This is a genomic window from Nitrosospira sp. NpAV (assembly GCF_000832065.1).
GTDB lineage: Bacteria > Pseudomonadota > Gammaproteobacteria > Burkholderiales > Nitrosomonadaceae > Nitrosospira.
Window position 1 is genome coordinate 285,767 of sequence record NZ_JXQM01000008.1, and the last position, 24,648, is coordinate 310,414.

General features: G+C 51.3%; 21 protein-coding genes and 1 tRNA gene. 1 reads left to right on the forward strand and 21 read right to left on the reverse strand.

The features are described from left to right. Nucleotides 1–206: 206 nt before the first annotated feature. Nucleotides 207–938: a pseudouridine synthase gene (locus SQ11_RS07110; protein ID WP_041513491.1), complete on the reverse strand. Its 732-nt coding sequence runs from the start codon at nucleotides 936–938 to the stop codon at nucleotides 207–209. Between the two features lie 101 nt (nucleotides 939–1,039). Between SQ11_RS07110 and SQ11_RS07115 the strand changes: the two genes are divergently transcribed. Continuing rightward, nucleotides 1,040–1,116 (forward strand) — tRNA-Val (locus SQ11_RS07115). Nucleotides 1,117–1,689: 573 nt separating this feature from the next. Here SQ11_RS07115 and SQ11_RS07120 read toward each other — a convergent pair. From SQ11_RS07120 to SQ11_RS16765, 20 genes are all read right to left on the reverse strand, one after another. Next, entirely contained in the window at nucleotides 1,690–2,244 is a 555-nt protein-coding gene (locus SQ11_RS07120) for an FxDxF family PEP-CTERM protein (RefSeq protein WP_041513437.1), read from the reverse strand. Nucleotides 2,245–2,881: 637 nt separating this feature from the next. Continuing rightward, nucleotides 2,882–4,321 carry a mannose-1-phosphate guanylyltransferase/mannose-6-phosphate isomerase gene (locus SQ11_RS07125; RefSeq protein ID WP_041513438.1) on the reverse strand — a complete coding sequence of 480 codons (1,440 nt, stop codon included), beginning with the start codon at nucleotides 4,319–4,321 and terminating at the stop codon, nucleotides 2,882–2,884. Nucleotides 4,322–4,471: 150 nt separating this feature from the next. Next, nucleotides 4,472–5,497: a UDP-glucose 4-epimerase GalE gene (gene galE, locus SQ11_RS07130; protein ID WP_041513439.1), complete on the reverse strand. Its 1,026-nt coding sequence runs from the start codon at nucleotides 5,495–5,497 to the stop codon at nucleotides 4,472–4,474. A 147-nt stretch (nucleotides 5,498–5,644) separates the two neighbouring features. Next, nucleotides 5,645–6,757, reverse strand: a complete 1,113-nt coding sequence (wecB, locus tag SQ11_RS07135; RefSeq protein WP_041513440.1) for a non-hydrolyzing UDP-N-acetylglucosamine 2-epimerase — start codon at nucleotides 6,755–6,757, stop codon at nucleotides 5,645–5,647. Next, nucleotides 6,754–7,713 carry a polysaccharide lyase gene (locus tag SQ11_RS07140; protein WP_041513441.1) on the reverse strand — a complete coding sequence of 320 codons (960 nt, stop codon included), beginning with the start codon at nucleotides 7,711–7,713 and terminating at the stop codon, nucleotides 6,754–6,756. The genes wecB and SQ11_RS07140 overlap by 4 nt, the downstream gene beginning before the upstream one ends. A gap of 508 nt (nucleotides 7,714–8,221) precedes the next feature. Next, complete coding sequence (locus SQ11_RS07145; RefSeq protein ID WP_041513442.1) at nucleotides 8,222–9,088, reverse strand: hypothetical protein; 867 nt, start codon at nucleotides 9,086–9,088, stop codon at nucleotides 8,222–8,224. A gap of 42 nt (nucleotides 9,089–9,130) precedes the next feature. Then, nucleotides 9,131–10,225: a Gfo/Idh/MocA family protein gene (locus SQ11_RS07150; RefSeq protein WP_041513443.1), complete on the reverse strand. Its 1,095-nt coding sequence runs from the start codon at nucleotides 10,223–10,225 to the stop codon at nucleotides 9,131–9,133. 22 nt (nucleotides 10,226–10,247) lie between these two features. Continuing rightward, the gene (locus tag SQ11_RS07155; protein WP_041513444.1) at nucleotides 10,248–11,270 is read right to left on the reverse strand and encodes a DUF354 domain-containing protein; all 1,023 of its coding nucleotides are present in this window, start codon (nucleotides 11,268–11,270) and stop codon (nucleotides 10,248–10,250) included. 147 nt (nucleotides 11,271–11,417) lie between these two features. Further along, nucleotides 11,418–12,389, reverse strand: coding sequence for a glycosyltransferase family 4 protein (locus SQ11_RS07160; protein ID WP_198140816.1), 972 nt, complete (start codon nucleotides 12,387–12,389; stop codon nucleotides 11,418–11,420). Nucleotides 12,390–12,678: 289 nt separating this feature from the next. Further along, nucleotides 12,679–14,217, reverse strand: coding sequence for a hypothetical protein (locus SQ11_RS07165; protein WP_041513446.1), 1,539 nt, complete (start codon nucleotides 14,215–14,217; stop codon nucleotides 12,679–12,681). A 12-nt stretch (nucleotides 14,218–14,229) separates the two neighbouring features. Then, nucleotides 14,230–15,048 carry a polysaccharide lyase gene (locus SQ11_RS07170; RefSeq protein ID WP_041513447.1) on the reverse strand — a complete coding sequence of 273 codons (819 nt, stop codon included), beginning with the start codon at nucleotides 15,046–15,048 and terminating at the stop codon, nucleotides 14,230–14,232. After that, nucleotides 15,045–16,586, reverse strand: a complete 1,542-nt coding sequence (locus SQ11_RS07175; protein ID WP_269746032.1) for a lipopolysaccharide biosynthesis protein — start codon at nucleotides 16,584–16,586, stop codon at nucleotides 15,045–15,047. The genes SQ11_RS07170 and SQ11_RS07175 overlap by 4 nt, the downstream gene beginning before the upstream one ends. Before the next feature lie 12 nt (nucleotides 16,587–16,598). Further along, complete coding sequence (epsI, locus tag SQ11_RS07180; protein WP_041513449.1) at nucleotides 16,599–17,297, reverse strand: exosortase-associated protein EpsI, B-type; 699 nt, start codon at nucleotides 17,295–17,297, stop codon at nucleotides 16,599–16,601. Nucleotides 17,298–17,367: 70 nt separating this feature from the next. Then, the gene (xrtB, locus tag SQ11_RS07185; protein ID WP_232297921.1) at nucleotides 17,368–18,273 is read right to left on the reverse strand and encodes an exosortase B; all 906 of its coding nucleotides are present in this window, start codon (nucleotides 18,271–18,273) and stop codon (nucleotides 17,368–17,370) included. A gap of 169 nt (nucleotides 18,274–18,442) precedes the next feature. Beyond that, nucleotides 18,443–19,366 (reverse strand): chain length determinant protein tyrosine kinase EpsG, encoded by a 924-nt coding sequence (epsG, locus tag SQ11_RS07190; RefSeq protein ID WP_084226760.1) that lies wholly within the window; start codon nucleotides 19,364–19,366, stop codon nucleotides 18,443–18,445. Nucleotides 19,367–19,385: 19 nt separating this feature from the next. Then, nucleotides 19,386–20,807 carry a chain length determinant protein EpsF gene (gene epsF / locus SQ11_RS07195; RefSeq protein ID WP_041513450.1) on the reverse strand — a complete coding sequence of 474 codons (1,422 nt, stop codon included), beginning with the start codon at nucleotides 20,805–20,807 and terminating at the stop codon, nucleotides 19,386–19,388. 15 nt (nucleotides 20,808–20,822) lie between these two features. Then, nucleotides 20,823–21,605 carry a polysaccharide export protein EpsE gene (epsE, locus tag SQ11_RS07200; protein ID WP_156972430.1) on the reverse strand — a complete coding sequence of 261 codons (783 nt, stop codon included), beginning with the start codon at nucleotides 21,603–21,605 and terminating at the stop codon, nucleotides 20,823–20,825. A 55-nt stretch (nucleotides 21,606–21,660) separates the two neighbouring features. Further along, nucleotides 21,661–22,638: an EpsD family peptidyl-prolyl cis-trans isomerase gene (locus tag SQ11_RS07205; RefSeq protein WP_041513495.1), complete on the reverse strand. Its 978-nt coding sequence runs from the start codon at nucleotides 22,636–22,638 to the stop codon at nucleotides 21,661–21,663. A gap of 420 nt (nucleotides 22,639–23,058) precedes the next feature. Then, entirely contained in the window at nucleotides 23,059–24,357 is a 1,299-nt protein-coding gene (gene epsL, locus SQ11_RS07210; protein ID WP_041513451.1) for an XrtB/PEP-CTERM-associated polysaccharide biosynthesis outer membrane protein EpsL, read from the reverse strand. Between the two features lie 130 nt (nucleotides 24,358–24,487). Further along, nucleotides 24,488–24,648: sugar transferase (locus SQ11_RS16765; protein ID WP_198140817.1), on the reverse strand; the 161-nt coding region annotated here is incomplete at its 5' end.

Sequence of the window (24,648 nt, forward strand, 5' to 3'; positions counted from 1 at the left end):
TAGCTCAGTATATTGATTTATAACAATATTATTATTAATTGACGGTCCCTTTCCAGGTAAAGCCGCTACCGGATTTAGGACCCTCTATTCCCGTAATCCGTATACTGAACGGAGTGAACTACGTTAATTCTACCGTACACAGCCCACAGTAAGAGATGGTACCTAAGTATTCTCTCATGAGGTAAAAATACCACGACCTGCTCGAGTTAAAATACTTCGCCATGCTTCAAATAGCGCCACGCTCCAACCGGCAGATCACCCAATCTTATCTTACCAATGCGGATACGCTTCAACCCGGTTACTTTTAATCCTACCAGTTCGCACATTCGACGGATTTGGCGTTTCTTGCCTTCGCGTAAAATAAAGCGTAATTGATCTTGATTCTGCCAGCTCACCTCGGCATGTTTTAATTCTTCGCCATCCAGGCTCAGGCCATGATTTAACAGATTCAATGCATGTTTCGAAAGCATTCCTTGCACGCGTACCAGGTATTCCTTGTCAACGCCTGATTCCTCGCCAATCAATTGCCTGGCAATGCGGCCGTCCTGCGTAAATACCAGCAATCCCGACGAATCAATATCCAGCCGGCCCGCCGGAGCCAAGCCTTTCAAATGCATTGGACTGAAATGTTGCGGTGCTTGATCGCCGTGAAAACGGGATCCCCGGCTTATCAGACTAACGGCAGGCTGGTAACCCGGCTCCGGCTGCCCCGAAACGTAACCGATAGGCTTATTCAGCAATATGGTAACTTGACCCAATTGTTGCGCTTGCGCTGCATGGTTAAGCTTTATTTTCTGAACGGGATAAATCTTCGTGCCCAGTTCAGTGACACGCTCGCCGTCCACAAATACCCATCCGCGTTCGATGTAGCTATCCGCTTCTCGGCGCGAGCAGAGTCCTTGTTGGGACATGAGTTTGGATAACCTGACTTTTTCCATAAGCTCGTATAACACTTTATGGCCTTGTATACGCATCATTGCCAGAACTTGGCATTATAGTTTGAACCCTTGTCTTGTTTCAGATAAAATCTGTTCCTCCCAGGCGCGTAGCTCAGCTGGTTAGAGCACCACCTTGACATGGTGGGGGTCGTTGGTTCGAGTCCAATCGCGCCTACCAGGGAATCGTAAGTAAATTTCCTGTTAAACATCAAGAATCCACCTCCGAAAGCTCTTCTCTGAGATTCTCGTATTCTTGCATACCTTCTCGGACCGGTTCGACGGTGCGGAAATGCGTGTTTGCCCGAAAGCGGAAATAACCGACTTCTACTCATTGCCTGCCCGTAGGACATCAAAACCCCAGCATCAGCGTGAAAGTACCTAGGGTTAAGTTACAAAATGTAAGCAAACAAAGGAGTGGTGGCACGTCTGTATGCAAGGAATCCAATATCGCGAAGGCGCGTGTCCAGTTCAAGCAAAATAAACTGCAGCCGTAGGCAGGATGCGGTGCGGTTTCGTGAGGACAGGGCAAGGCGCGATGAAGCAGGACAGTGCGACCATGGGGTGAAGCACCCTTGTTCGCAGAAAGGCCTGACCCCAGCAGCGGGATGTGGAGTTACATAGGGATGTGACATCATCCCGAGCATCCCGCTAGCCGATTCCCGCTTCGCGGGACCCCGGATTCAATAAGAAACGGCCTCCAGCGGAGGCCGTGATGATGAATCCTGAACAGGGCAGAACACCCTTGGATCCACTAGGAAGTTTTGCTTGTACCCCGGCGCCGAACAACCGCACCCATCAGCCCCAAACCAGCCAGCAACATGGCATAAGTTTCGGGTTCTGGAACTACTGTGGCGACTTGGCCGGCAAAGATGGCACCCGCTGAACCATTCGATATCCCGCTGACGGTGATATATGACGCGCCGGATAGAGATTGGCCATAGTCGAGGCTGAGAGAGTCACCCCCCGGATTCACGCTTGATGCCAGAAGCGTATCATCGCCCCCCCCAACAACTCCGTTAGCCCCAGCCGAGAAAAGGGATATCGCGGAAAGAATGCCGTCGAAGGTTACTGCTGGAGAGACAGTCGTTGGGACATTTTGCACTAAGTAACTCGAACCGATGTTAGGTTCCGAAAGGGTAAACGTGAAGATCTCGCTAAAGCTCGTCCCGCCTCCTAATACGGTGCCGGCAAACCCCGTGGGCGGGGTGGCGGGCAATGTGCCAAGATCGGTCGCAGCGTTAGCTCCGACGCTGGCGCCCGCCAGTATTGCCACGGCAACAGCCCGCTTCAAAGAAGAATTTATCATAGTTCTTACTCCTATTAAGTTTGTATTCCAAATATTCCTGCGTCAAACTCATCCATATAGCTCATCTATACGGTAATTCTATTGCAACTGAAATACAGAATAATTTTTGGATATTTTTACACTAAAAATACCGAGCTCCGGAAAAAATGGAATGATGAAGCTCGATGGTTGGTAGGCTACACTAAGCGATGAAGTTATCCAATAGACCGATCGGGCTAGTAAGAAAGAAACAAGTGACGATGCAATCAATCTCATGAAGAAAATCAAAGCACGAATCATGCCAATATTAGAGGAAACAAGCATCGCCAACCCGCCTTGTGCTGAAACAAACGCATAATTGCTTTGGCGTGGGAAGGAAACTGGCACCGGCGGTGCCACATTTTGAAGTGGCTGGAAATAGGAAAAACCAGGGGACGTCAGCGCCGCATCAATTGAAGGGGATGAAAAAGAAATTAGAAACAGTCTTGGGAGTTTGGCTGCCGACTGGGACTCGGACAGCGTTTATGACTTTGGGAGTCTTACGGTAAACCTTGCGCTAATCTTAACCGGCAGTTGGATGGGGGAGTGGTGTATGCGGTTTTTGGGTGCAGGGCATGGTGCAACGACGCGGAGTGATTATTCCATTCCAGGTGGCCCACTACCGCCCGTAAACATCTTCAAAGCGCACGATATCATCTTCGCCCAGATAAGAGCCTGACTGAACCTCAATCATTTCGAGCGGGACACGTCCCGGATTTTCCAAACGATGGCGCGTTCCTAATGGAATAAAAGTGGATTCATTTTCGGACACCAGATAGCTTGTATCTCCCCGTGTCACGTGTGCGGTGCCCCGCACGACAATCCAATGTTCCGCACGATGATGGTGCATTTGCAGCGACAAGGCGGCGCCCGGCTTGACAACAATACGCTTTACCTGAAACCGCTCGCCGGCGTCGATGCCATCATACCAGCCCCAGGGACGAAATACCTTGCGGTGCAACTGTACCTCGGGTCGCCCTTCACGCTTAAGATTATCCACAATTTTCTTGACGTCCTGGGTTTTGCTCATATGGGCAATGAGTACCGCATCCGGCGTTTCAACGACTACCATATCCTCCACGCCTACGCATGCCACCAGCCTGTCTTCCGACATGACCAGCATGTTATGACAATCATGTAACATCACGTCACCCTGCGACACATTGCCCCATTGGTCCTTCGGCAGCACTTCCCACAAGGAATCCCACGCGCCAACGTCGGACCAGTCGGCCGACAGCGGAATGACTGCGCCGATAGGCAGCGAACTGTCACCGGCAGTAACACGCTCCATGACCGCATAGTCGATCGAATCACTCGGGCACTGCGTAAATGCCTCTCTGCTTACACGCAAAAAATCGCCATCGATTGAACCCTGATCCCAGGCCGCACGGCACGCCGTCAGTATATCTGGCCGGCAGAAACCGATGGCCGAGAGCCATACCGAGGCTCGCAACATAAATAAGCCACTATTCCAAAAATAAGAACCGGCATCAAGATAAGCCTCTGCCGTGGCAAGGTCGGGCTTCTCCACAAAGCGCGCTATGCGACAGGTTCCATCCTGGTCGATGGGCCCGCCGGACTGGATATAGCCATAACCTGTTTCGGGAGAATCAGGCTTGATGCCAAACGTGACCACTGCGCCTTCATCGGCAAGCGCCACACCTTTGCGGACCGCCGCCTGAAAACGCTTTGTATCCGCGATGACATGATCTGCGGGCATGACCAGTAAAATCGGATCGGCCCCCTCTCGCATTACCGCCAAGGCAGCCAAAGTCAGGGCAGGCGCCGTATTTCGTCCTACAGGCTCGAGCAGGATCGCACCTTTCTTGCCTATCAAGCGTAATTGCTCTGCGATTACAAAGCGGTATTCTTCATTGCAAACCACCAACGGTGCCCCGAGTTCTATGTCTGCCAATCCTTCCATGCGACGCACGGTAGCCTGTAATAGAGAGTCATTTCCAATCAGCGGCAAAAGCTGCTTGGGATATTTTTCGCGTGAGAGTGGCCACAAGCGGGTGCCTGAACCCCCGGAAAGCACGACAGGAATCAATAACGACATGAGAGTTCCCAGTTTGGATAATTTATGTTATCGGTTAACTTCATCTTTGCCTCATCAGAAATCTCTGCCACTCAACTATGTTTTCGAGAGACTTGACCCCCCCCAGGCTAAGGCAAGGACTTTCGCAGTATCTTTTGTATGCGCTTCGACTCAATTTCCATATCCTTCAGGGTTAGTGTTCTGCCAGCGCCAAGCGTCCGCGCACATCGCGTCCAATCCAAGCTCCGCCCGCCAACCTAGTAAATTCAATGCAAGCGCCGGATCGGCGTAACAGGAGGCGACATCGCCGGGACGCCGGGGAGCGATCCTGTAGGGTACCGGCTGTCCACTTGCTTTTTCAAAAGCGTGCACCATATCCAGTACGCTATATCCCGTGCCCGTGCCGAGATTGATTGTCATACACCCGCCTTGCCCCTGGCGCTCCAAAGCATCCAGCGCTTCCAACGCCTTAAGATGCCCCAGCGCCAGATCCACGACATGGATATAATCCCGTACCCCGGTGCCATCCGGAGTCGGGTAATCATTGCCCCATACGTTAAGATATTCTCGTCGTCCCACTGCCACCTGGGCTACAAAGGGCATCAGGTTATCGGGAATACCCCGCGGATCTTCCCCAATCAAGCCACTGGCATGCGCACCCACCGGATTGAAATAACGCAAGATGCCGCATCGCCAAGCAGGGTCGCTGCGGTACAGATCGCGCAAGATCTCCTCAACCATCAGTTTTGTACGTCCGTACGGGTTGGTAGCCGAGAGCGGGTGGTCTTCGCTTAGCGGCAGTCGCTGCGGATCGCCATAAACCGTGGCGGAAGAACTGAATACAAGCGTCCGTATCCCACACTCGCCCATCGCCTCCAGCAGGCGAAGCGTCCCAACCACATTGTTGTCATAGTATGCCAGCGGCTGGTTGACCGACTCCCCCACTGCCTTGAGGCCGGCGAAGTGAATTACCGCGTTCGCGCCGCTCTCACGCAAGGCGGATACCAATGCAGCACGATCCCGGCTGTCGCCTTGCACCAGATTCAATTTTTTGCCGGTAATACGTTCCACCCGCGCCAATGCCTCGGGATGACTATTGCAGAAATTGTCAAATACCGTGATATCAAAGCCTGCGTTCAGCAATTCGACGCAGGTATGCGAACCGATATAACCAGCACCGCCGGTGACTAAAATCATGGGAATATTAATGACAAAAAATCACTAAACGATCATTTGGCGTGATCCGGGTTTCACGCATTCCTCGTACTTGTATATTCATAGGCGGCATTGAATCCCCTCACTCAATGAAAAAGACATTATCGGCACCTTCAAGTTGCTAAGAAGCTAGTGCGTAAGTTCCGTGGCAAGGATTTCGACGATCCGCTCCGCTGCTTTGCCATCCCACAGATGTGGCCTACGGCCCTGCTTCCCTTCCCCGCGGAGTACCTTGCGCACCTCGGCAACAATGCGTAGCGGGTCCGTGCCAGCCAGAACATTGGAACCCTGCTCCACCGTCACCGGGCGTTCGGTATTTTCGCGGATGGTAATGCACGGCACCCCGAGGGCAGTGGTTTCTTCCTGCAAGCCCCCACTGTCCGTCAACACCACGGCTGCATCTTTCCATAGATGGAGGAAGGCCATATAAGCCTGGGGTCCCACCAGGGTGATATTCGGTCCAAGATCGATGCCAAATTTATTGAGGTTGCCTCTCGTACGCGGATGGACCGGAAAAATCAAGGGAAGGTCGAGGGCGATCTCCTTCAGCGCGCCACCGATACGCACCAGCATCTCGGCGTTATCCACGTTGCTCGGCCGATGTAGCGTTACCACTCCATATCGACCGCCATCCGTCATATGCGCCGCCTTGAAGCTGCTTATTTCAAAACCGGAAGCACCCGTGCCGGCTAGTTTCTCTGCCTGGTATAGCAGATTATCAACCATTACGTGCCCGACATAATGAATCGCGGAATCCGGCTTCCCTTCCCGCTTCAAGTGCGCAACCCCGCTGGGTTCAGTCACAAAAAACCAATCCGCAATACTATCGGTAACCATACGATTGATCTCTTCCGGCATAGCCATGTCTCCGCTTCGCAAACCCGCTTCAACATGGGCCACCGGGATATTGAGCTTCTTTGCTACAATGGAACAGGCCAAGGTGGAATTTACGTCACCCACCACCAGCACGGCATCAGGCCGGGTTGTTTCGCACAATTCCTCGAAGCCAATCATGATCTTGGCTGTCTGCTGGGAATGGCTACCGCCCCCCGCTGCCATGAAAACATCCGGCTCGGGAATACCCAGTTCTTCAAAAAATACATCGTTCATCTCCCGGTCGTAATGCTGGCCGGTATGGATGATTCTGAATGTCAGGCCAACGCGCCCTTGCAGTGCGCGTACAATGGGAGCGATCTTCATGAAGTTCGGACGCGCCCCGGCAACCAGATAGATGACTTTCATATATGCTCAGCCCGCTCGCTCGAGGGCAGGTGCCGTTTGCCCAACGTAACGCCGAAGAGACCCAACCCCGCCAGCATCATTAGATAAACCCCCGGCTCAGGCACCGTTGACACCGATGACATCGATGCCATGGTCACCGACCGCAGGGTTTCTTCTCCGTCTCCGATGTTAACCCCGGTGGAGTATGCTGAAATCAATTCCGCAGTTTTGGTAAAACCATAAACGCCGGTTTTAAACCATACCCCATGCTCGTCGTTGAAAGTGTTTATGTGATTTGTCTCCCTGAATAACAGGGTCCCATCCTTCCAGAACTCCATAAAACCCGTATCGTTCCCTGCCCATTTTACGTGTAGAGCCAGATTAGTCCATTTATTTGTCTCGAGCCCCCAGGACGCCAGTTCCCGGCGCTCATAGTCGATGTCAACTATCGGTGGCGTACCGGATGGGGAAGTTATCCTGTCATAATCAAACGCATTGATAAGTTTCAATTCATCACCCTGAATCCATAGGGAAAGGGCGGGCCTCCTGGACGTGCTTTCATTCGCGTCGGCGGTAGTCTGAAACTGTGCAATGATCATATCGTGATTAGTAGCAACAGGCCTGAATGTCTCCGGGAGATAATAGCCCCAGGAATACCAACGCTCTGAACCTATAGGGTCTTTGGGAGCGCTCACTTCGGAACGAAATCCCCCATTTGTTCGTACATCGCCAGTCATGACCGTCGACCGCAACTCCAATTTGCCGGAACCCGCGGGATCGATTGCCTGCTCTAAACGTCCTGGAATGCCGGCAGCGGGTATTTTTCCCCAATTGTAGCTAACGCCGTTCGCTTCCAGGGATACATAGCGGGAGAAATTACCGTCATTCAATCTTCCATTGAAGAGAATATCGGCGTAAGCAAAACTACCATAAAGTACAAAAACAATACTCGCAACAACTGTTCTAAACGTAACCATCTTCGACCTTTCAGAAAATTAAACAACCGTCGTTAAAGCTGACGGATGGGGGGTTATGGACAAACGTCCGGATATGCGCCGCCTGAACGACGCGTCTTAATCGGGCCACTTTTTGTAATCATCGTCTGGCATCGGCTCAAAGTGACGCAAATACTGCCTAATCATCTCTTCAGCCATTTGCCCTGCCGCGATACAAAAAGTACCCTCTTGCTCAAGAATCCTTCCCCCAGTATTCTCTTCAGGTGCTAAAACTCTCCAATCACTTATTCGATGTGCGCCTATCAATCCGCCCTGATCTCAACGGCTTCACATGTCTCACCACCAACTCTTATCTCAACTCCGCCGCACTTCTCCATATAGTACCTTGCAGCGGCACTTCCTATCCCTCCAAAAGAATCTCAACTTTAAATACCGCATAACCACCATATCGTTGTTCCAGATCGCGCTCCCTTTGTACAGCACATATTGTCGCAGCTAAAGCCGATGGTTTAAACCTTAAGATGGAAAATTAATCACCACGCCAAAACTCATCCACAAGAGATTTTGTATTCAGAATATTTGCCCTGGTGGAAGCACCAAATACGATAGCCTCGATATTCGGTTGCTGACAAATCCATTCAATCGCTTCCTCCGGCGCAATGGCACCCGAGGCGAACACCGACATGGCGATGGCGCGAAATTTTTTCTCGCGCAAGACGCGCTCATAAGCGTCAAACCCGCCACACATGCGGAAGCCAATCTTATTGATGTTGGAACACACGATGGGGTTCTCGATACCTAACTCTTCGAGCACATCCAGTAACATCGGCATATTCATGGTAATAAAGCCCGGTTCAGCGTTGTAGCGGATTTTGATGTGATTGGCGAAGATACGGAATGCCTCCTTGAAGCCCAGGCCAAGCAGTAAATCAACCACCACATTTTGCAGGAAGATGACGGGTGTATTAAGTCCAGCAAACATCTTCATTTCCGCATCCACCAGCAAAGTGGTGATGCCTTCAATGTCTTTCCTTGCCAACGACATGCCCCCTCGCATTGCCGCGTTCACAATGCCCTCGTCAGGCATGAACCGCTTCAGTGCGCCCAGCATGCCATCCTCGGTTACGGCGTTTGCGTATTTATGCGCATACGGCATGCACGGTAAAAACTGGAATTCTTTGTAACGTTCCGGATCCGTCCGCATGTGATCGCACACCAGCGCAATGCGGTCATGGGTGGTGCACATGAAAGACTTGATACCCTCATCATAGGCATTATCCAGCACATCAATAATCGCCTTGATATCCTGAAAGCGCATTGATTGTGCCCGCGCCTTCTCTTCCGACATATGGTTAACTCCAAAAAACTGGTTATCACCAAACAACAAACGATCCATTTTTTTTCCTCGGTCTAAATCTGAGTGGTACGTCTATGTAGCTTAACGGGCGCCAAAAAATAGGCTCTTCTTTTTCTTCGGCGCGGGCGTCGGATTAATGCCTGATGTGAGAGATGGACCTCTTTCCGCGTCGGCGATCATCATCGCGATCACACGATCAGTCATCATTGCCTCTTCAAATGAATTGACATTGGCACTGGCGCCCATTTCCTCGATACAGCGCATAAAGTGATCCAGTTGTGCGGAATACTCTTCGCCTCGAAGATAGAACCAGACCGGCTCGGTCAGATCTGTGGTGTAACGGGCGTTCCATCCCTGCCGATAGCCATTCGGAATGTCCTGCGTATCGCGTATATATACCTGGCATTCCTGACGATCGGCGTAAATACGCCCCTTCGTACCCCAGAAGGACATTTTTGTGGTCATTTTCCGGTAGGATTCATCGCTCCAGTTCACCGATATCTGGACACTCTTGCCATCGTCATAGAACAATGTCCCGAATACCTCATCATCGGTATCCTTCGAGAAAATTTTGTTCAATACCGAACCACCCACTCCCTGTGGCGCACCCAGATACCAATTCACCAGATTGATCGGATGAGCAGCGTAATCGTACAGACAGCCCCCTCCCTCCGAACGTTGTGTACGCCAAGTCGAGCCTTTTGGCTTCAATACCACCGGGCCATACGCCTCAGCCAGCACATGCGAGACTTCACCAATCGCTTTAGCATCCAGCAGACGTTTGACCTCCTGAAAAGAGGCGACAAAACGGCAGTGATATCCGACCTGGTTGACCAAGCCTTTCTCATTGGCGACTTGCGTAAGCGCCTCCCCTTCTTTTGTATCCAGGCAAAAGGGCTTCTCGCAAAAAACATGCAGATTTTTATCGAGCGCAGCTTTGACCATCTTGATGTGCATGCTGGAGGGGGTAGCGATGATAACTGCATCGAGCTCAACCTCGCGCAACATCGCATCGAAATCTGTATAGGTACGAACGCCGGTGTATTTATTAAGCACATCAAGTATGTAGCCCGTGGAATCACAGACCGCTTCCACTTTTACGCGTGGATGAGCGTTGATCATGGCATGATGGGATAAGCCCATTTTGCCAAGACCGACAACAGCAATGCGAACCATACCAATAACTCCTTAAGTAATATTATCCATTCAAAACTTCGTTCTTGACCATATCATAGGCCGACTTCCCCTTCTCAATCAGTTCACGGTTCGGCGGTCGATGCTGAGCCAAATCAAGGTATTGCAATGCCTCCACCGCAGTCAACTCAGGCTTATGCACAAACGCACCTACATCAAGCAAGTGACGATCCACATCCAGTAATTCATCCTGATAAACCGAGATGGTAGGAATTCCCAGCACCGCCATCTCGCGAGTCATGGTCCCTCCTGCCCCGATGAACAGATCACAGTCGGGAGCAATGTCCGCGATGTCAAGCGCCGTAGTCACAACCCGTATACGTGAAAACTTGGGTCCCTGGTAATGGACGCCTTGTTCCTTGCCCCTGGGCAGCAGAACAATATCCACGTCGTTTTGCATCCCCAGCAAAAGCTCATCAAGAAAATTGCGGTTCCCTTTGTAATATTGGGCAGTCCACGGCTCCGGCCGAATGTAGACAACCTTTCGAGACTTAGCCTGTCTGTTCCCGCCAGTATGCTGGGATAGGCGTTCATCGAGCTCCCACAAATAAATGCCTTCTTTCACGCCAGGGTAATGAATCACCTTCTTTGGGTTGGCCCACTGCTTCTTCAGTTTTTCCATACCCAAAAATTCCGGAACCATAATCTTGTGGGCACAGATAAAAGCGGGAATATTCCCCATCGCGTGCTCATTGTCGTTCATATAAATGGAGCGCACGCCCAGCAGGCGGGCAACTCCGGGAGAATGGAAGGAACTCTGGGAAATGGCGACATCTATCTGGCGCGCGGCAAGAAATCGTCTGAGCTGCATCACTCGAATTGGGAAACCGAAAAGTTTTGCGGACAGTTTGCCGCCGTAATGGACTCCAACCACTTCATGTTTGAATCCATGGAGATCCAGTAACTCTATGGTGTTTGCCAGTGGCCGCGAAGTGATAATGACTTCGTGTTCCCGTTCCAGATCACGGATCATCGCAGCAAACATATTGATGTGGGGTGAATTTGTAAGTTCGAACCAAATTTTCATCGGGAAAATACCGTATATCCAAAAAACATGGCTATCGCATATGCGATACCTGAGTTGAGAAAATATTGAAGTTCCGCAAATCTGCCGGTAGACAGAATTCTCGAACAGCGAGCAGAACAGTGCGGCTACAAAAAAAGATGCGGAAGATCAAGCGTTCCCGCTATCCAGCCTTGCCGCGTGGTAGAGATTATCAAGCGCCCCTAGAATTTTAGGAGTCGAGAAGCACTCCTTCGCTCGTATGAATGCCCGCTCGCGCCTACTCTCGCTAGCGTCGGTGTCAAGCAAGCTGTCAATGAGCGCCGCGGCCAAAGCCTCGACATTCCCTGGCGCAATGAGAACGCCGCAAGCACCATTCTCCAACACGTCCGGGATACCGCCAATCGCGCTTGATAGGACTGGAACGCCAGCCGCCATGGCTTCCAATATGCATACCGGAAGTCCTTCGTAATAGGATGGAAGCACCAGCAGATCCGCCGAGGCGAGCAGCGCGTCCTTGGCGGATCCATCAACCCAACCGGGTAGATTTAAAGCATGACGTACACCGAGCGCCTCGGCTTGTCGGGCTACTCTATCCAGATCGCCGTCCCCGGCAAGTGTAAATCTTGCTTCGGGTAGCCGCTCAAGTACTTTCGGTATGGCCTCAACCAGATCGAATACCCCTTTCTTTTGGTGCAATCTGCCAAGAAAAAGAACATGCGACGCATTCTTTCGTCGCATACCGATGCGCTCCGGCGTAATGACTGGATTGCCGAGCACGACCACAGTTGCGCCGGGGGCAAGTTGTGCCAACGCATTACGCCAACTTGAAGTCAAGGTAACGACAGTGCGCGCACCGCGTAAGGTATGGCGGACCCATCGGCGTGCTAAAGGACCACACTCATCACGAACGAATATCGGGAATTCGCCACTGTGCACATGAAAAATATAGGGTACGTCAAAAACCCTGGCGACCGCGCAAAAAATTGACTTACGCCAGAAACTTCCACGTGAAGCACTATGCACGTGCACCAATTCTACCTGCCGTAAGATCAACATCCGAAGAAAAACTGTCAAGGCGCGCGCCATGACCAGAGGCTGCCTGGCGAGTCCCGGCCGTTCATAGGAACTCAGATATTTCACATTCCATTTGTCAAAAAATCCTGCATCCCGATATGTTCTGACAACCGAGGTCATTCCTCCGGTCCAATTTAAGGAGATACCGATCATAATGATTTTCCGCAGCGGCCTATCGTTCACGGCGATACCTTGCAGCAGCTAGGTCCAGACACGCGAATCGGGATCGATCGCGATTTCTCCCTTTTCCAGAATTAAGCGGGTGAAACTGCCCGTAAGCATGGGCGGCCGAAACCCAAAGCATAAGCACCATCCCTTCGGAAACTCGAGTCATGGTTCTGTTCCAATTAACATGCTATATGGCCGCTTCCATGCGCGTACTGGCATCTCGTGCGGGTGCTGCGTATGCACGGTCCAAGCGCCGTTTGGAATATTTGGGCATGGTGGAACGCCAAGCTGAACCAATTATCAACCAAAAAATGAAAGCTCCTCGAGGATCGGTCAACATCGGGGAAGAAGGTGTATTTGCCAGGAGCAATGTCAAGGCTGCCAGTGCGAGTAGCGCGGCACGGTAATCCGAAGTTCCCACCGAACGCCATGCGCGCCGTAACAGCGTAACCCACAACACCGCGAAAAAGATCATCAGGAAGGCTGCACCAATGAAACCCGACTCTGCCATGATATTTGGCCAGTAAGTGTCGAGAATGAATTTGCCTTGCAGGAACCACCAATAGCGTCCAAACCCAAGTTCCCAGAACAAGCTCAAGTCAAATTTCTGCGCACCGGGTCCGCCATAAGTGCCAAGTCCCGAGCCCAGCGGGAAAAATTGCCGGGCTATGTCGATACCGTGATCTGTAATAATTGCCCGTTCGGATCGATGGGATAAAAAATCGTCCAGCAGACCCCACTCCGCGAGGGTACTTTGCATCGGGATGTAGTCAAAGTAGACAAAACTTGTCACCAGAAGCCCCCCCAGCAAGCTGGTAATCAACAGCAGCAGATGCAGGTATTGCCGCCACACAATTACGGCAAACAGGAGTAGGGCAAATGCCATTGCAAACAACTCCTGACGCTGGCCTGAAAGCAATACAAACACGGTATAAATTAAAGCGATCCACCCCCACGACCGCCCACGTCCTGAAATCAGTTGGGCCATCGCGCCTGTTACAAGCAGGGCGCTGATGATGGCGAGGTACCCGGCATGATTGAAGGGACCACGATACCGTGCGCCCACTCCAAAGAAAGGATTTACCTGACCGTCGGGATTCACTCCAAACACCTGCGAATGCACGCCGGGCATGGTGATTTCCAGTGCCAGAATGGGAGCAATGAGAACCCATGACCACAGGATGATTTTGCGCATCAGATCATCCACCCGTTCATTCCAGATTAACATGGTGCCCACAGCAAACATGAGGGGCCACTTGAGGTTGTACTGCAATTGCCAGAGCGCGGCGAACGTATGCGAGCGGCCCAGCATACTGCTCAGCAGGGCCACGGCGAAATGGCATGCCAATAAGATCAGAAGCACGCGGAGTACTCCATCTTGACCCGCAAGCTTCGAAACGCATTGAGCACTTGCAAGTACGAGACCAAACGTCAGAAGTTCAAGAACGTATCCAACAGGCACGCCCCCGCTCTGCTGCATGCCATTTGTAAACAACATCACACACCAGACCACAATCAGCAGAAAACCACGCCGATCCGCAATGCCCTGCGTACTCATGAATAGCAGGGAAACCGTTGCAAGCGCTATGAAGACAAAGAGCGCACCGGCAAGTAGGAACTGTCCTGTGCCGACCAGTACCGCACTCAAAAAAGAAAATGCAAAAAATATCAATATTACGGCCCATGGCCAGGCCTTTCCCAGGTTTTTTGAACTAGCAACGTTCATTGTCACGGATCCTTATTGCCCCTGCCCCGCGCCGCAAGGGGTAAGTGCGGCCATTTCCGCATAGCTCGACTTGGGACCGCCAAGATGAATGAAATCGGCGTAAATGGTACGCTCGGCAACCGCCATCTTATTGCCCGGCATATAGAGACCCGTCTTGGGCCAGTTGCCAAGCCAGGTTTCATAAGCGTTTGGAGACTTGAGGCTCTCATAGACCTTATCGCCATTCACCCAAATACTTAATGCCCCCTTTCCAGGCTCATGGGACCAATCCGCACGGATCACGAAGCAATACCACTGCTTGGTCTTGATCTTGTCGAGCCGGAACGCATTCTTGGTAGAATTCTCCTTTGTGGCGGCATCCGCACCCTCGATTTTTCGAACATTGGAACTCAACTCGAGATTGAGAGTGTCGCCGATTGCAACAAAGGAAACCGGGGGTGAAAGAACCGCAGTCTTCTGACTGGTATGAATCTGACTGACTACCGTGGGAGCCGGATTGAATTCCCAGTTATCAGGGAAATATACGCTCATGGCATACCAGCGAACGCCTTCCCGCTGATACTCCTTCAACGGAGAGATTTCAGTGCGGAACCCGCCGAATACTTTCTCATCAGTATTGCGGACGCGCGCCATCAATACCGTCCTTCCGCTGCCGGCGGGGTCCGGCACCAGTTCAATATTTGCGGGATCGGCACTGTTCAGGGCGTAGCGCTTATAAAAATCTTGAGCGGGAACCACACCTCCACGCGCTTTTTCCACTTGCGCAAAGACTGGGGCCAAAATACCTAACTGTACGATAACCCATACCAAGCTGAATAATCCAGAATTCATTTCTCTCTCCTTTTTAACGGCGATCTGCGAATTCTCTCGGGGAGCAGCATCTCTTCCTCATGTGTCCACGCCCGAAACACCCATACACCCGTCCACATTACGGCGAATGCCAGTCCTGTCGCGATCAGCATAGCCATAACACCACCACCCGCTGCTACCTTGGTAGCGGCAACCGCTCCGGCCGCAAGAAGAGCGGCAAGGCCGAACTTGGCTAGGCTGATCCAATGCAAGCGATATCTCCACTGCGCGGTCTTCAGCCGCACGAGCACCATATACGAATAAGCAACCTCAGCAATTACCAGTACCACAAACAGAAGCGCCCAGTGCTGCGCTTCGGCGACAAGAAAAAGCAATAACGGCGTTACGCTGAGAAGGATGCTGGCGCGACTGGTAAGGCCGGAGCGACCGAGCGCGTGAGCGAGCAAATCAGTCAGTCGATGATGCGCCCAAACCAGAAGGACAGTTAACCATCCCACAAGAGGCCAATGCGCCGTCTCGTAACGGCCGCCGCTCAACAGGCCACATATCTCCTCTCCACGTACAATAACCACAACCAATAATGGCAGCAAAAACAAAAGATTTGCCTTAAATGCCAGCCCAATCCGCGTACCCATTTTTTGAAGGTCGCCTTCTTCGGAAAAGCGGGCGATGAGCAGCGTACGTATAATCCCGAGGAGAAAATCCATCGGCATAAACTTGCGAACCTGTTCAGCAAGGTTGCGTGAAAATCCGAGCGGTGCCGTTGCCTCCGTACCGATAATGCGAGTGACCAGCAGGATTACCATTTGTCCTCCCCAGCTCAAGTTGGCCAGGTTGCTTATCCATGCATTGCGCCCCGCTCGAAGCATCTCTCTCCAACGTGGGAGGCACCAGTCAGGCTCTCCGGCCGGATCATCCCGGCATGCGACAAGATGCCGATATAGAAAGATGGCGGCAACTATTAGACTTCCGCCGCTAGCGGACAGTTCAGCGATTGCCAGACCCTCGGCTGTCCGCCACCCCTCATTTTGAAATACCCAAAAGGCAAAAACGAGCATGGCAATATTGCGGGTCATTTGACTCACCTGTGCCGCAGCCTGTAGCAATAGGCACGACAGAAGCTGGTCCCGAAAAACTCGCCCGACACCTTCGACAAACATCACTACTGCATAGATTCTGAGAGCGCCGGTCGCATTTTCCAGTCTAAACCAATCATTCAACGTTGGTGCCAGCATGAAAAGCAAACACGCACCTATCAGCAATGTGCACGCCTGCACCATAAGGCACTGCCAGACAAATTTACCCAGTATCTTCCCCGTGGCTTTCAGCTTCGCCTGGGGAACGAATACAGCGGTCACCCACTCCATTCCAAAGCCTGACAAAACCAGCCCAATCTCCAGAAGGGCAAATGCAGCTATATAGTTTGCATACTGTGGCTCGGGAAGTTGTCGTGCGATCCATACGAAGATAAGAAATGCGGCAAGGGCATTCAATAGCCGTCCGGCGGTATACTGAACAATGCTTCGCCGGAACGCTGCAGCTGAATAATTAGCGCCCAAATCAACCGCTATTTAGCTACGAGGCAGGTCGTTAGTTATGCCGATCAATTGGGCTCTTTGCTCGACGGTTAGCACTTCGAGCAAGTTTTTAATAAAACGATCATGCAGTGCGTACGCTTTTCCAGTATCGCCACCAATTGAGGACACCCGAAATATCAATCCATCGGGTACTTCCCCGGTCAGTCCGGACTTTAATTGAACGAGCCGCTGTCCGAGCAATCCGGTTACTGTTTCACTACCTACCCTGATCCAGTATGTTATGGGTTCTTGACGAGATCCCGCTTGTGCATTAAGCCTCTTAACGTTGAGTTTCGCGTTTGCCACTGCAATTTCTTCCTCTTTCACCTTCTTTACCAGAAAACCCTGACTCGCATAACAGGACTCGGGCCGATGAACCCTCAAGCGCCCCGTTTGATCTCCACCATAAGCAATAGCGAGCATTATCCGTTCGCCATTTGGACCTATATAGGTACGCGCCAGAGTCTCATCGTAAATACGGCTAACTTTTTCCGCCAATTCCGGAGGCGGCAATATCGGAATTATCGTCTCATCAATTCTCCAGCCAGAGAAATTTTTAGGAACAAATGATTCAAGGGAAATGCCTTCTTTGTTCTCAACCTGGTGCCTGCCTGGTTGAAGCAGAAGTGCCATGGCACTCGAAGCGAGCATCAGTGAGCCGATGAAGACCGCTTTTACCATGATCTTTTTCATTCCTCGACCTCATACCGTATTTGGAAAGAATTCAAGCTGGGAGATCTCCATTGCTAAGACAAGAAAAAAACTAGTGAGCAAATTCCCGCTCTCTAACCCCGAACCGAAGTAAAGAATCAACAAACATAATGAGCAACAGCGCACTAAGAAACAGAACCATGCCGGCAAATCCGTGAAGGAATCCCTGACCTGCCTCATCGCCAAAATGATAAGTAATCAGTGTCAGTACCATTACGCGAATAACATTGGCCGTAAATGAGATCGGAATGATAAGGATGGCAAGGGTGATATTGCGAAAAAGGGAATCATGCCGAACGATATTGAGATAAAGCAAACCAAGCGCTTCTAGCGTAAAAAGTGTTTGCAGGCCGGCACAAGCGTCAGCCACCAGCAGCTTATACTGGCCGATTTGAAGAATAACGCCATTACGGCCGATGGGATAATCCAGCCAGAAGAGTATGTGCTCGGCTACGTAAGATACGGCCATTTTCATCGGCATGGTTACAGTATCCACTACTTGGCCGGGAAGCGGTATCATGAAAAGCATGAAGAATAGTGGAAACCACTGTGCCTTGAGGGCGGCACCACCGCGCATGAGCAGGAGAACAGCAGCGAGCAGCCAGATTGCCGAACCAATCTCAAGGATATGGATTTCCTGCGAGCGGCCTATGATATAAAATGTCAGACCAAAGATAAAAATGGGCCAACCGGCTGCGGGGGAGGTAGGCTTACCCTCACTTGCACGCCACATCTCGGGCCATTTACGATAAGCCAGCCAGCAGGCTACAGCGAGGACAATGGGACCATGCCCTTGTTCGTCGGTTGCCCAAATGCCGTTGAAAAGATCGACCAGACTGGGTAAGTAAAGTACGAGCAACCCGATAGCAATCGGTAGCCAAACCAGCAGCCGCTGATACCGACTTTCAGGCTGCTCTGGATGCCTGCTGACTCCAATTGGGGAATCGATGTTCATCATTTGCGACACGTTATCGCTCTCCATGCCCCACGTTGGCCTTAAGGAGCATGCCAGATGCAAACACTGAGCGCATTCCTGTAAATACTGCTTGTTGGACCATTGCGGCGCGGTTCAAGCCAAGCTCCCTTTGCCGCTTGCCCGAGATTCGCTTCTCTTCCATTCCTTCTCCTCAGAACTCATTGAGCACTGAGCCCACTAGCATGGTGCGGGTTTGCTGGAGGCTACGGGTTAATTTGATCATTTCCGGTATCGAACTGCGATTTTTACGGGCAAGTACGAGAGCAGCCGCCGCACCGACGGCGATCATCTGAGCTTCGGCATATTCATTGGCGGCCGGGGTATCGACGATGACAATATCGAAATCGCGGACTAGGGATTGAAACAACTCGGCAAAACTAGAGCGGCCGATCAATTCCTGCGGGTTCGGCGGCACAGCACCCGCCGGCAGGACATAAAGGCCAGGCAACGAAGATATCCTGGCGATGGCCTCAATACCCACGCGGCCGGCGAGCATCCCGGAAAAACCGGCATTACTACTGAGCTTGAATAATTTATGCTGGCAAGGCGTGCGCAAATCCGCGTCAATAAGAAGTGTTCGTTCACCAAGCTGCGAAAGGACTATAGCGAGATTAGCGGCAATGAAGCTGCGCCCCTCTCCGACACCGGGACTCATGACCGCCAGAGCATTGCGACGCGTCTCGGCATTAAACCAGCGCAACATTAGCTGACTGCGTAAAGCACGCAGTTTTTCGACTACCGGACTGAATGGTTTATAGGCGGCTACTAGCTGATGACTGAGACTCGTGTCACTGGCGGGGAGATAGAGATGGTCAAATTGGCGCGAAAGCGCGAAACGTATATCTTCTTCGGTCAGTAACCCTAATTCGATGGCAGTATCACCAAAGCGCTTGCCCTGGTCTAGTTGCAGCCGTGAAACCCGCTCGGCGTTTTCCGCAGTAATACGTCCGGTTTCAATGAGGATGGCCCCAATTGAGCTACCGCTGCCAATGGCCTGGCCTTTTCCATAAGCAGGGGAATCGGCGGGATTGGCAGTTTGATTTCGTTTGATGGTTGGAAAAGTCACGGGTTTCATAATCCGATTCTGTTTGAGTTCAGGGAGCTTCCAAGGTTAATTGTTTGGATGCTTTATGACGATGGCCCCTGCCGAAAAACCGGCGCGACGTGGATGGCAAAGAAGCTGACGGTATAGTTGCGAGCACCGGTAGCTCGATGAACTCTATGAAATCTTCTTCCGAGCGCACACGACGATTGCCGAACTCAAGCATCAGCGCTATGCCAATCCCGAGCAATGTTCCGAGAAAGATTGAAATCAGCACATTGAGTAGAATCCGGGGCCGGGAGTGTTCTATAGGTATTGAGGCGGGGTTGAGCGCGATGACGTTTGTCTGCACCGAGAGACTTTCAAGCCGGGTTTGAGCTGAACGCTGACTTACACCCTCGAAATTACGCTGAGCAGCCTCGACATCACGCACGAGTACGCTGATTTGATCGCGCTGTCTGTTCAGATCAAGAACCCGTTTTTTTTGTATTTCCATCGCTTCAAGCAAATCTTTTTCTTTTTGCTTACCCACCTGAAAGGACGCTCCAATACTGCTATGGACTTGCTGGGTCTCCTTGGCCAGTCTGTTTCTGAGCGATGCAAGCTCGGATTGGGAACGCTGAGTTTGCGGGTGGTTTCTTCCCAGATGAACGTTGCTTTCCTGCAGCTTGGCCTCGAGGCGGGCGATGTCACCTTTAAGGCTGTTGATTAATGGGTTTTGTATCACTTCGGTCAGCGTTTCCGGGCCGCCGGCAGATTTGTGCTTACTACCACTGTCAGAGGTTTGCGCTTGGACAAAGGTTAGCTGCGTTGAAAGCTCATTAAGCTTGGCAACTTCATAATCAAGACGCTCATCAGTGGCTACAATGCCGGTTTTCTGCTGATAGGCAGAGAGTGCCTGCTGGGCTTTTTCAAGTTTGTCGCGCAGGATCTTGGTCTGATCGTCGAACCAGCTGGCATGTTGACGGGCAGGCTCGACCTTGAGTTCAAGATTTACGTCGATATAAGCTTTGGCAAAAGCATTGGCAACTGCGGCAGCAAAACCGGGTTCGACACCGCTAAATTCGATGTTGATGACATTGCTCTCGCGCGAGGGTTTGACGTCAAGCTTCTTCTTTAACAATTCGGCCAACCAAACAATGAGTTCACCCTCGCCGCCCGTGTCGTCAATCCATTGCTCATGAATCGCCGGATTTTCATCCAAGCCTAATATCTTGACGACGCGTTGAGCTACCCGGTCGCTATTGATGATATCCATCTGCGTAGCCATGTAGGCGGGACTTGCCAAGCCAGGGAGTACCATTCCGCCAACGGGTTCAGGCGATCTGACGTCAACCACCACCGCCGTGTTGGCGGTATATTGCTTGGGTAACAGCAGACTGACCACCAGTGTGGTGATTACCGTAAACAGCAGGATGGAAATCACCACCTTTCGGCGCGCCAGGAGGATGAGCAGAAGTTGATGGAATGTCATGACATTTGACCGTGGTCAGAAAATACTTTCGCGCACGTAGATGATGTCATTCGGTTGTACGGCATCGGTCATCTCGGGAGAGAGTTTTTCGACCCCACCTGCGGCATTCTGCCGATGGAGGCGCAAACGCCATTCGCTACCGCGCATGGTGGGTCCCCCACCTTGAGCCAGGGCTTGCATTACTGTCATATTACGTTCGATGCGATAGGCGCCCGGGCGCTGGGCTTCGCCATAGATATAGAAAACCGGTGCGCGATGCACGTAAATGGTGTCTCCACCGGCAAGAAAAATATCTTCCTCCGATTTTTCGCCAAGATAAAGGGCAGGGATATCTATTACCTTACGAAAAGGCTTGCCATCACGTAAACCCGTGACGATGGCAAAGTCATCGCCGGTTAGGGTCGCGCCCCCGGCAGCAGCGAGCATGTCAGTAACACGGCTGAGGGTTTCGAGCGGGAAACGCCCTGGTCGGTTAACCTGACCGAATACGCTTACCTGGTTACCGCGCATTTGCAGGAGCACGATATTAACCTGGGGTTGTCGCACAAAACCGCCATCCTTGAGTGCGGCGGCAATTTTCTTTTCCGCAGCAGCAATGGCGAGGCCACCAACTTCGACATTACCGACGAGGGGATAGGTAATGGTGCCAGTCTCGGATACACGAGTTTCGGTCGTGAGATCAGGATTCTGGAAAACCTGAATACGTAAAGCGTCGCCAGGGCCCAGTCGATAATCGAGATCCTCAGCAAAAACATTCATCGCCAACAGAGTCAGGGAAAGCACCAATAGCCGATTCATAATTCGAGTTATAGAGTTCATCTTTTCTTTAGATATTAGGGAAATTAAAAAATTCTCACTTTAAGCCGGCAACGCCTTTTTCGGTGGCGATATCCGCAGCGGATTTCGACTTGCCGGTATCTGGAACGCTTGCGGGCGTCGGCGATGCCGGAACAGTTGCTACCCGGGCTGCCGCGTTCTTGTCGGTATCGGCAAAGTCGCCCATATAGGTAATCTGGGCCTTGGCCTTGAGCGCCTGAAACTCTTGTTTGGCGGCTTCACCTGCACGTTGGTTGCCAAGAAATTGTTGAATGCGCGGCAGCGCTGCATCTTCTGATATAGGCACTGACTGCGCCGCGGCCAGCCGCATCAATGTGATGGATTGAGGACCTTCTATTAAAAGGCCTTGTCCAACTTTGAGCGGATGAATCTTAGGCAGCAGTTCAAGCGGAATTTGTTCAGCGGGACGCGTAGCGCTTCCACCTGCAAATTTAATATCTTTACCCTTTAACCAGTTGGCAATATCCTCCATCGACTTGCCAGTACTGAGCATTTCGCGCAGCTCACTGGTGACGCCGGCGGATGTCGGCAGCACAATTTCTTGAATGTTATAAATACGGCGCTCTGCAAAGAGCTGTGGATGCTCGGAATAGTATTGTTTCGCTTCTTCGGCGGTCGGCTTGGCCAACGCTGCGGTAATTTGCTCAATGTATGCACGGGCGAGAATCTCTCGACGCGCGCTCTCAATAGCCATGAGAACGTCAGGCGACCGGTCGAGTTTTTTCTCGACGGCTTTCTCGACAGCGAGCTCTTGATCAACGAGTCTGTCGAGGATTTCGCGACGCATTTTCGCCGCCTTTTCAGGTGTATTGGCAGCCGCACCCGCGCGGGTCAATACATAATTAATCTGATGGACCGAAATCTCTCCTGAATTAACTTTAGCGGCAATCTGAGTGGCCGGCTTTTCTACTTCTTTATTACCACAAGCCGCGAGTCCAAGCGCAGTCGACAAAAACAGTGGTAAAAATGCGGATTTTAGGGAAATGGATTGCATGTATACCTTGAAAAGAAATTTAGATGCCATAGCGTTTAAAATTTAAATAATATGCCTGACAACGGTTCGTTTGTGCTTATTGTGCTTAACCGGTCGAACCGGCGATCCTAGTCGCATGGTATTACGCTTTCATGACTGGCGTTGACATCTCTCTCCAATAGAAGCGCTTGATGCCCGGCGCGCATAAAGAAAGCATAAAAATTATATACACGAGATATCAACAGCCGTCAATGCGGTGCCGCACACAACAATTGATAGGCTTAGCATCTTTGGAACCCATCCGTAAATCCATCCACATTATCATAGGCCGGTCATTCAAAATATAGCGACACAGAACGACAATTACGATATACGAATTAAATTATCAGGCAATGACTACAAAGTACTATTCGGTACTGTTCAAGCAAATGCCATGTCCCATTAAAAGTTTAATTTAGCCGTGATGCTGGCGGCGATATTATCGTATTCATAGGTCTTGAGATTCGAAGTACGATGATCACGCTGCAGCGAGGCGCTAAGAGAGACGGTATTCACGGGTTGCCAGTCCAGTATGATCGAGCCGGAGTGCTGTGAATCGGCGCGATCATCGGTGGGGAGGGGAACGATGGCGCCATGGAAATCTCGAGTCATGTAATCGTAGCGAAGACGTAATGCGGTTTTGGCGGTAATCTGCCAGATCGGTGTCAGAGAATATCGATTTGTCGCGGCAAAACTACTGGAAAAGGTCTGGAACTGCGCTAGCTGGAAGCGAGCAGCGGTTTGGAAGTTTCCCAGTTCGCGCGCGAAGCTGGCAGTAAGGCGGGTTTTGCTGGTGACATCCCAATTGATATCAAAATTACCGATTAACCCCGAGAAATCGCGCTGGTGAAAATGATCGTGTTTACGATCCAGATGGGCGATCCGTGCATTGATCGAGGTCTTGATCGTCACCGGCCAAACCAATTGAAGCCCATGTTCCATTTCTTCAAACCGTGTATCAAAAAGATTGACGGCGTCGGGCACCTCCCTTTTGAAAAAGTCACCTTCACCGGTTCTTACCCTATAAGTAAGCGTAGTGCCGGAAGGGAGGCTGTAACGGATACCTCCATCGGCCGACAGAACCTTGTTGTCGAAATCCTGCACCGTAAGCCGGCTGTTTCTTACTGTAGTATGGGATACCCCTCCCAGAAGGTGCCAAGAGCGCGTGAGCTCGAAAATACCCTCAAAACGATAATTATCGTCAGTACGAAGGTTGCGGTTGCTGGAGTTGACAAACCCCGTAAGATTCGCAAAGTTATTAAGTGCCTCTCTGTGGCTACTGCTCAAGGTGCCATGAAAATAGGGAGTGAGACGCCAGTGCCAGGCGGCCGTATAGTTTTTTCCAACGAAATTAAGAAAATCGAAATTCTGGTAACGATTATCGACGATGCTGCCAGTCGCCTCGATACGTTGCTGGCCAAAATTCTTGTACAGGGTGAGCGCCGCCGTGGTCACCAAAATCTGATCGGCTTTAGTAGATTGACCTGTGAGAAGAACCGGATCAATAACAGGCGATAAACGGAAAACGTTGCTGTCGTACATGAAATTCGTACCAACAGACAGACTGAGTACTCTTGGCGGAGGATTTAGCGCTTTGACATCGGCTCTGAGAGCTTGGGCGGAAAGCGGTAGCGGTAGCATTATCAGGGCGGCAATTGCCAGCCAACGGCGATAACATAAGGAAAGATTCAGCAGCAACATATTTTTATTGAGTGTTTATCTTTCCATGTACAGATAATACCAAAGGTATTATCTAAGCTGCAAGAAGGTAACGGAGACATCGCTTACTAGCAATAGCCCAAAGGAGCTATACAAAATAAGGGCTTGAAGCTTAGTACACGTCCCGATCCCTGAAGACCACCATGATGGTTTTGAGGATAATGTGCAGATCGAGCCGCAGAGACCAGTTGCGCAGGTAGTCGAGATCATGATCGATGCGCGCCTGCATCTTGTCGAGCGTGCGGGTTTCACCGCGATAGCCGTTGACCTGGG

Bases quoted from the DNA above. Each gene is read 5' to 3' on its own strand.
- SQ11_RS07110 (WP_041513491.1), bottom strand. From the start codon at position 938: ATGGAAAAAGTCAGGTTATCCAAACTCATGTCCCAACAAGGACTCTGC.
- SQ11_RS07120 (WP_041513437.1), bottom strand. From the start codon at position 2,244: ATGATAAATTCTTCTTTGAAGCGGGCTGTTGCCGTGGCAATACTGGCG.
- SQ11_RS07125 (WP_041513438.1), bottom strand. From the start codon at position 4,321: ATGTCGTTATTGATTCCTGTCGTGCTTTCCGGGGGTTCAGGCACCCGC.
- galE (WP_041513439.1), bottom strand. From the start codon at position 5,497: ATGATTTTAGTCACCGGCGGTGCTGGTTATATCGGTTCGCATACCTGC.
- wecB (WP_041513440.1), bottom strand. From the start codon at position 6,757: ATGAAAGTCATCTATCTGGTTGCCGGGGCGCGTCCGAACTTCATGAAG.
- SQ11_RS07140 (WP_041513441.1), bottom strand. From the start codon at position 7,713: ATGGTTACGTTTAGAACAGTTGTTGCGAGTATTGTTTTTGTACTTTAT.
- SQ11_RS07145 (WP_041513442.1), bottom strand. From the start codon at position 9,088: ATGGATCGTTTGTTGTTTGGTGATAACCAGTTTTTTGGAGTTAACCAT.
- SQ11_RS07150 (WP_041513443.1), bottom strand. From the start codon at position 10,225: ATGGTTCGCATTGCTGTTGTCGGTCTTGGCAAAATGGGCTTATCCCAT.
- SQ11_RS07155 (WP_041513444.1), bottom strand. From the start codon at position 11,270: ATGAAAATTTGGTTCGAACTTACAAATTCACCCCACATCAATATGTTT.
- SQ11_RS07165 (WP_041513446.1), bottom strand. From the start codon at position 14,217: ATGAACGTTGCTAGTTCAAAAAACCTGGGAAAGGCCTGGCCATGGGCC.
- SQ11_RS07170 (WP_041513447.1), bottom strand. From the start codon at position 15,048: ATGAATTCTGGATTATTCAGCTTGGTATGGGTTATCGTACAGTTAGGT.
- epsI (WP_041513449.1), bottom strand. From the start codon at position 17,297: ATGAAAAAGATCATGGTAAAAGCGGTCTTCATCGGCTCACTGATGCTC.
- xrtB (WP_232297921.1), bottom strand. From the start codon at position 18,273: ATGATGAACATCGATTCCCCAATTGGAGTCAGCAGGCATCCAGAGCAG.
- epsG (WP_084226760.1), bottom strand. From the start codon at position 19,366: ATGAAACCCGTGACTTTTCCAACCATCAAACGAAATCAAACTGCCAAT.
- epsF (WP_041513450.1), bottom strand. From the start codon at position 20,807: ATGACATTCCATCAACTTCTGCTCATCCTCCTGGCGCGCCGAAAGGTG.
- epsE (WP_156972430.1), bottom strand. From the start codon at position 21,605: ATGAATCGGCTATTGGTGCTTTCCCTGACTCTGTTGGCGATGAATGTT.
- SQ11_RS07205 (WP_041513495.1), bottom strand. From the start codon at position 22,638: ATGCAATCCATTTCCCTAAAATCCGCATTTTTACCACTGTTTTTGTCG.
- epsL (WP_041513451.1), bottom strand. From the start codon at position 24,357: ATGTTGCTGCTGAATCTTTCCTTATGTTATCGCCGTTGGCTGGCAATT.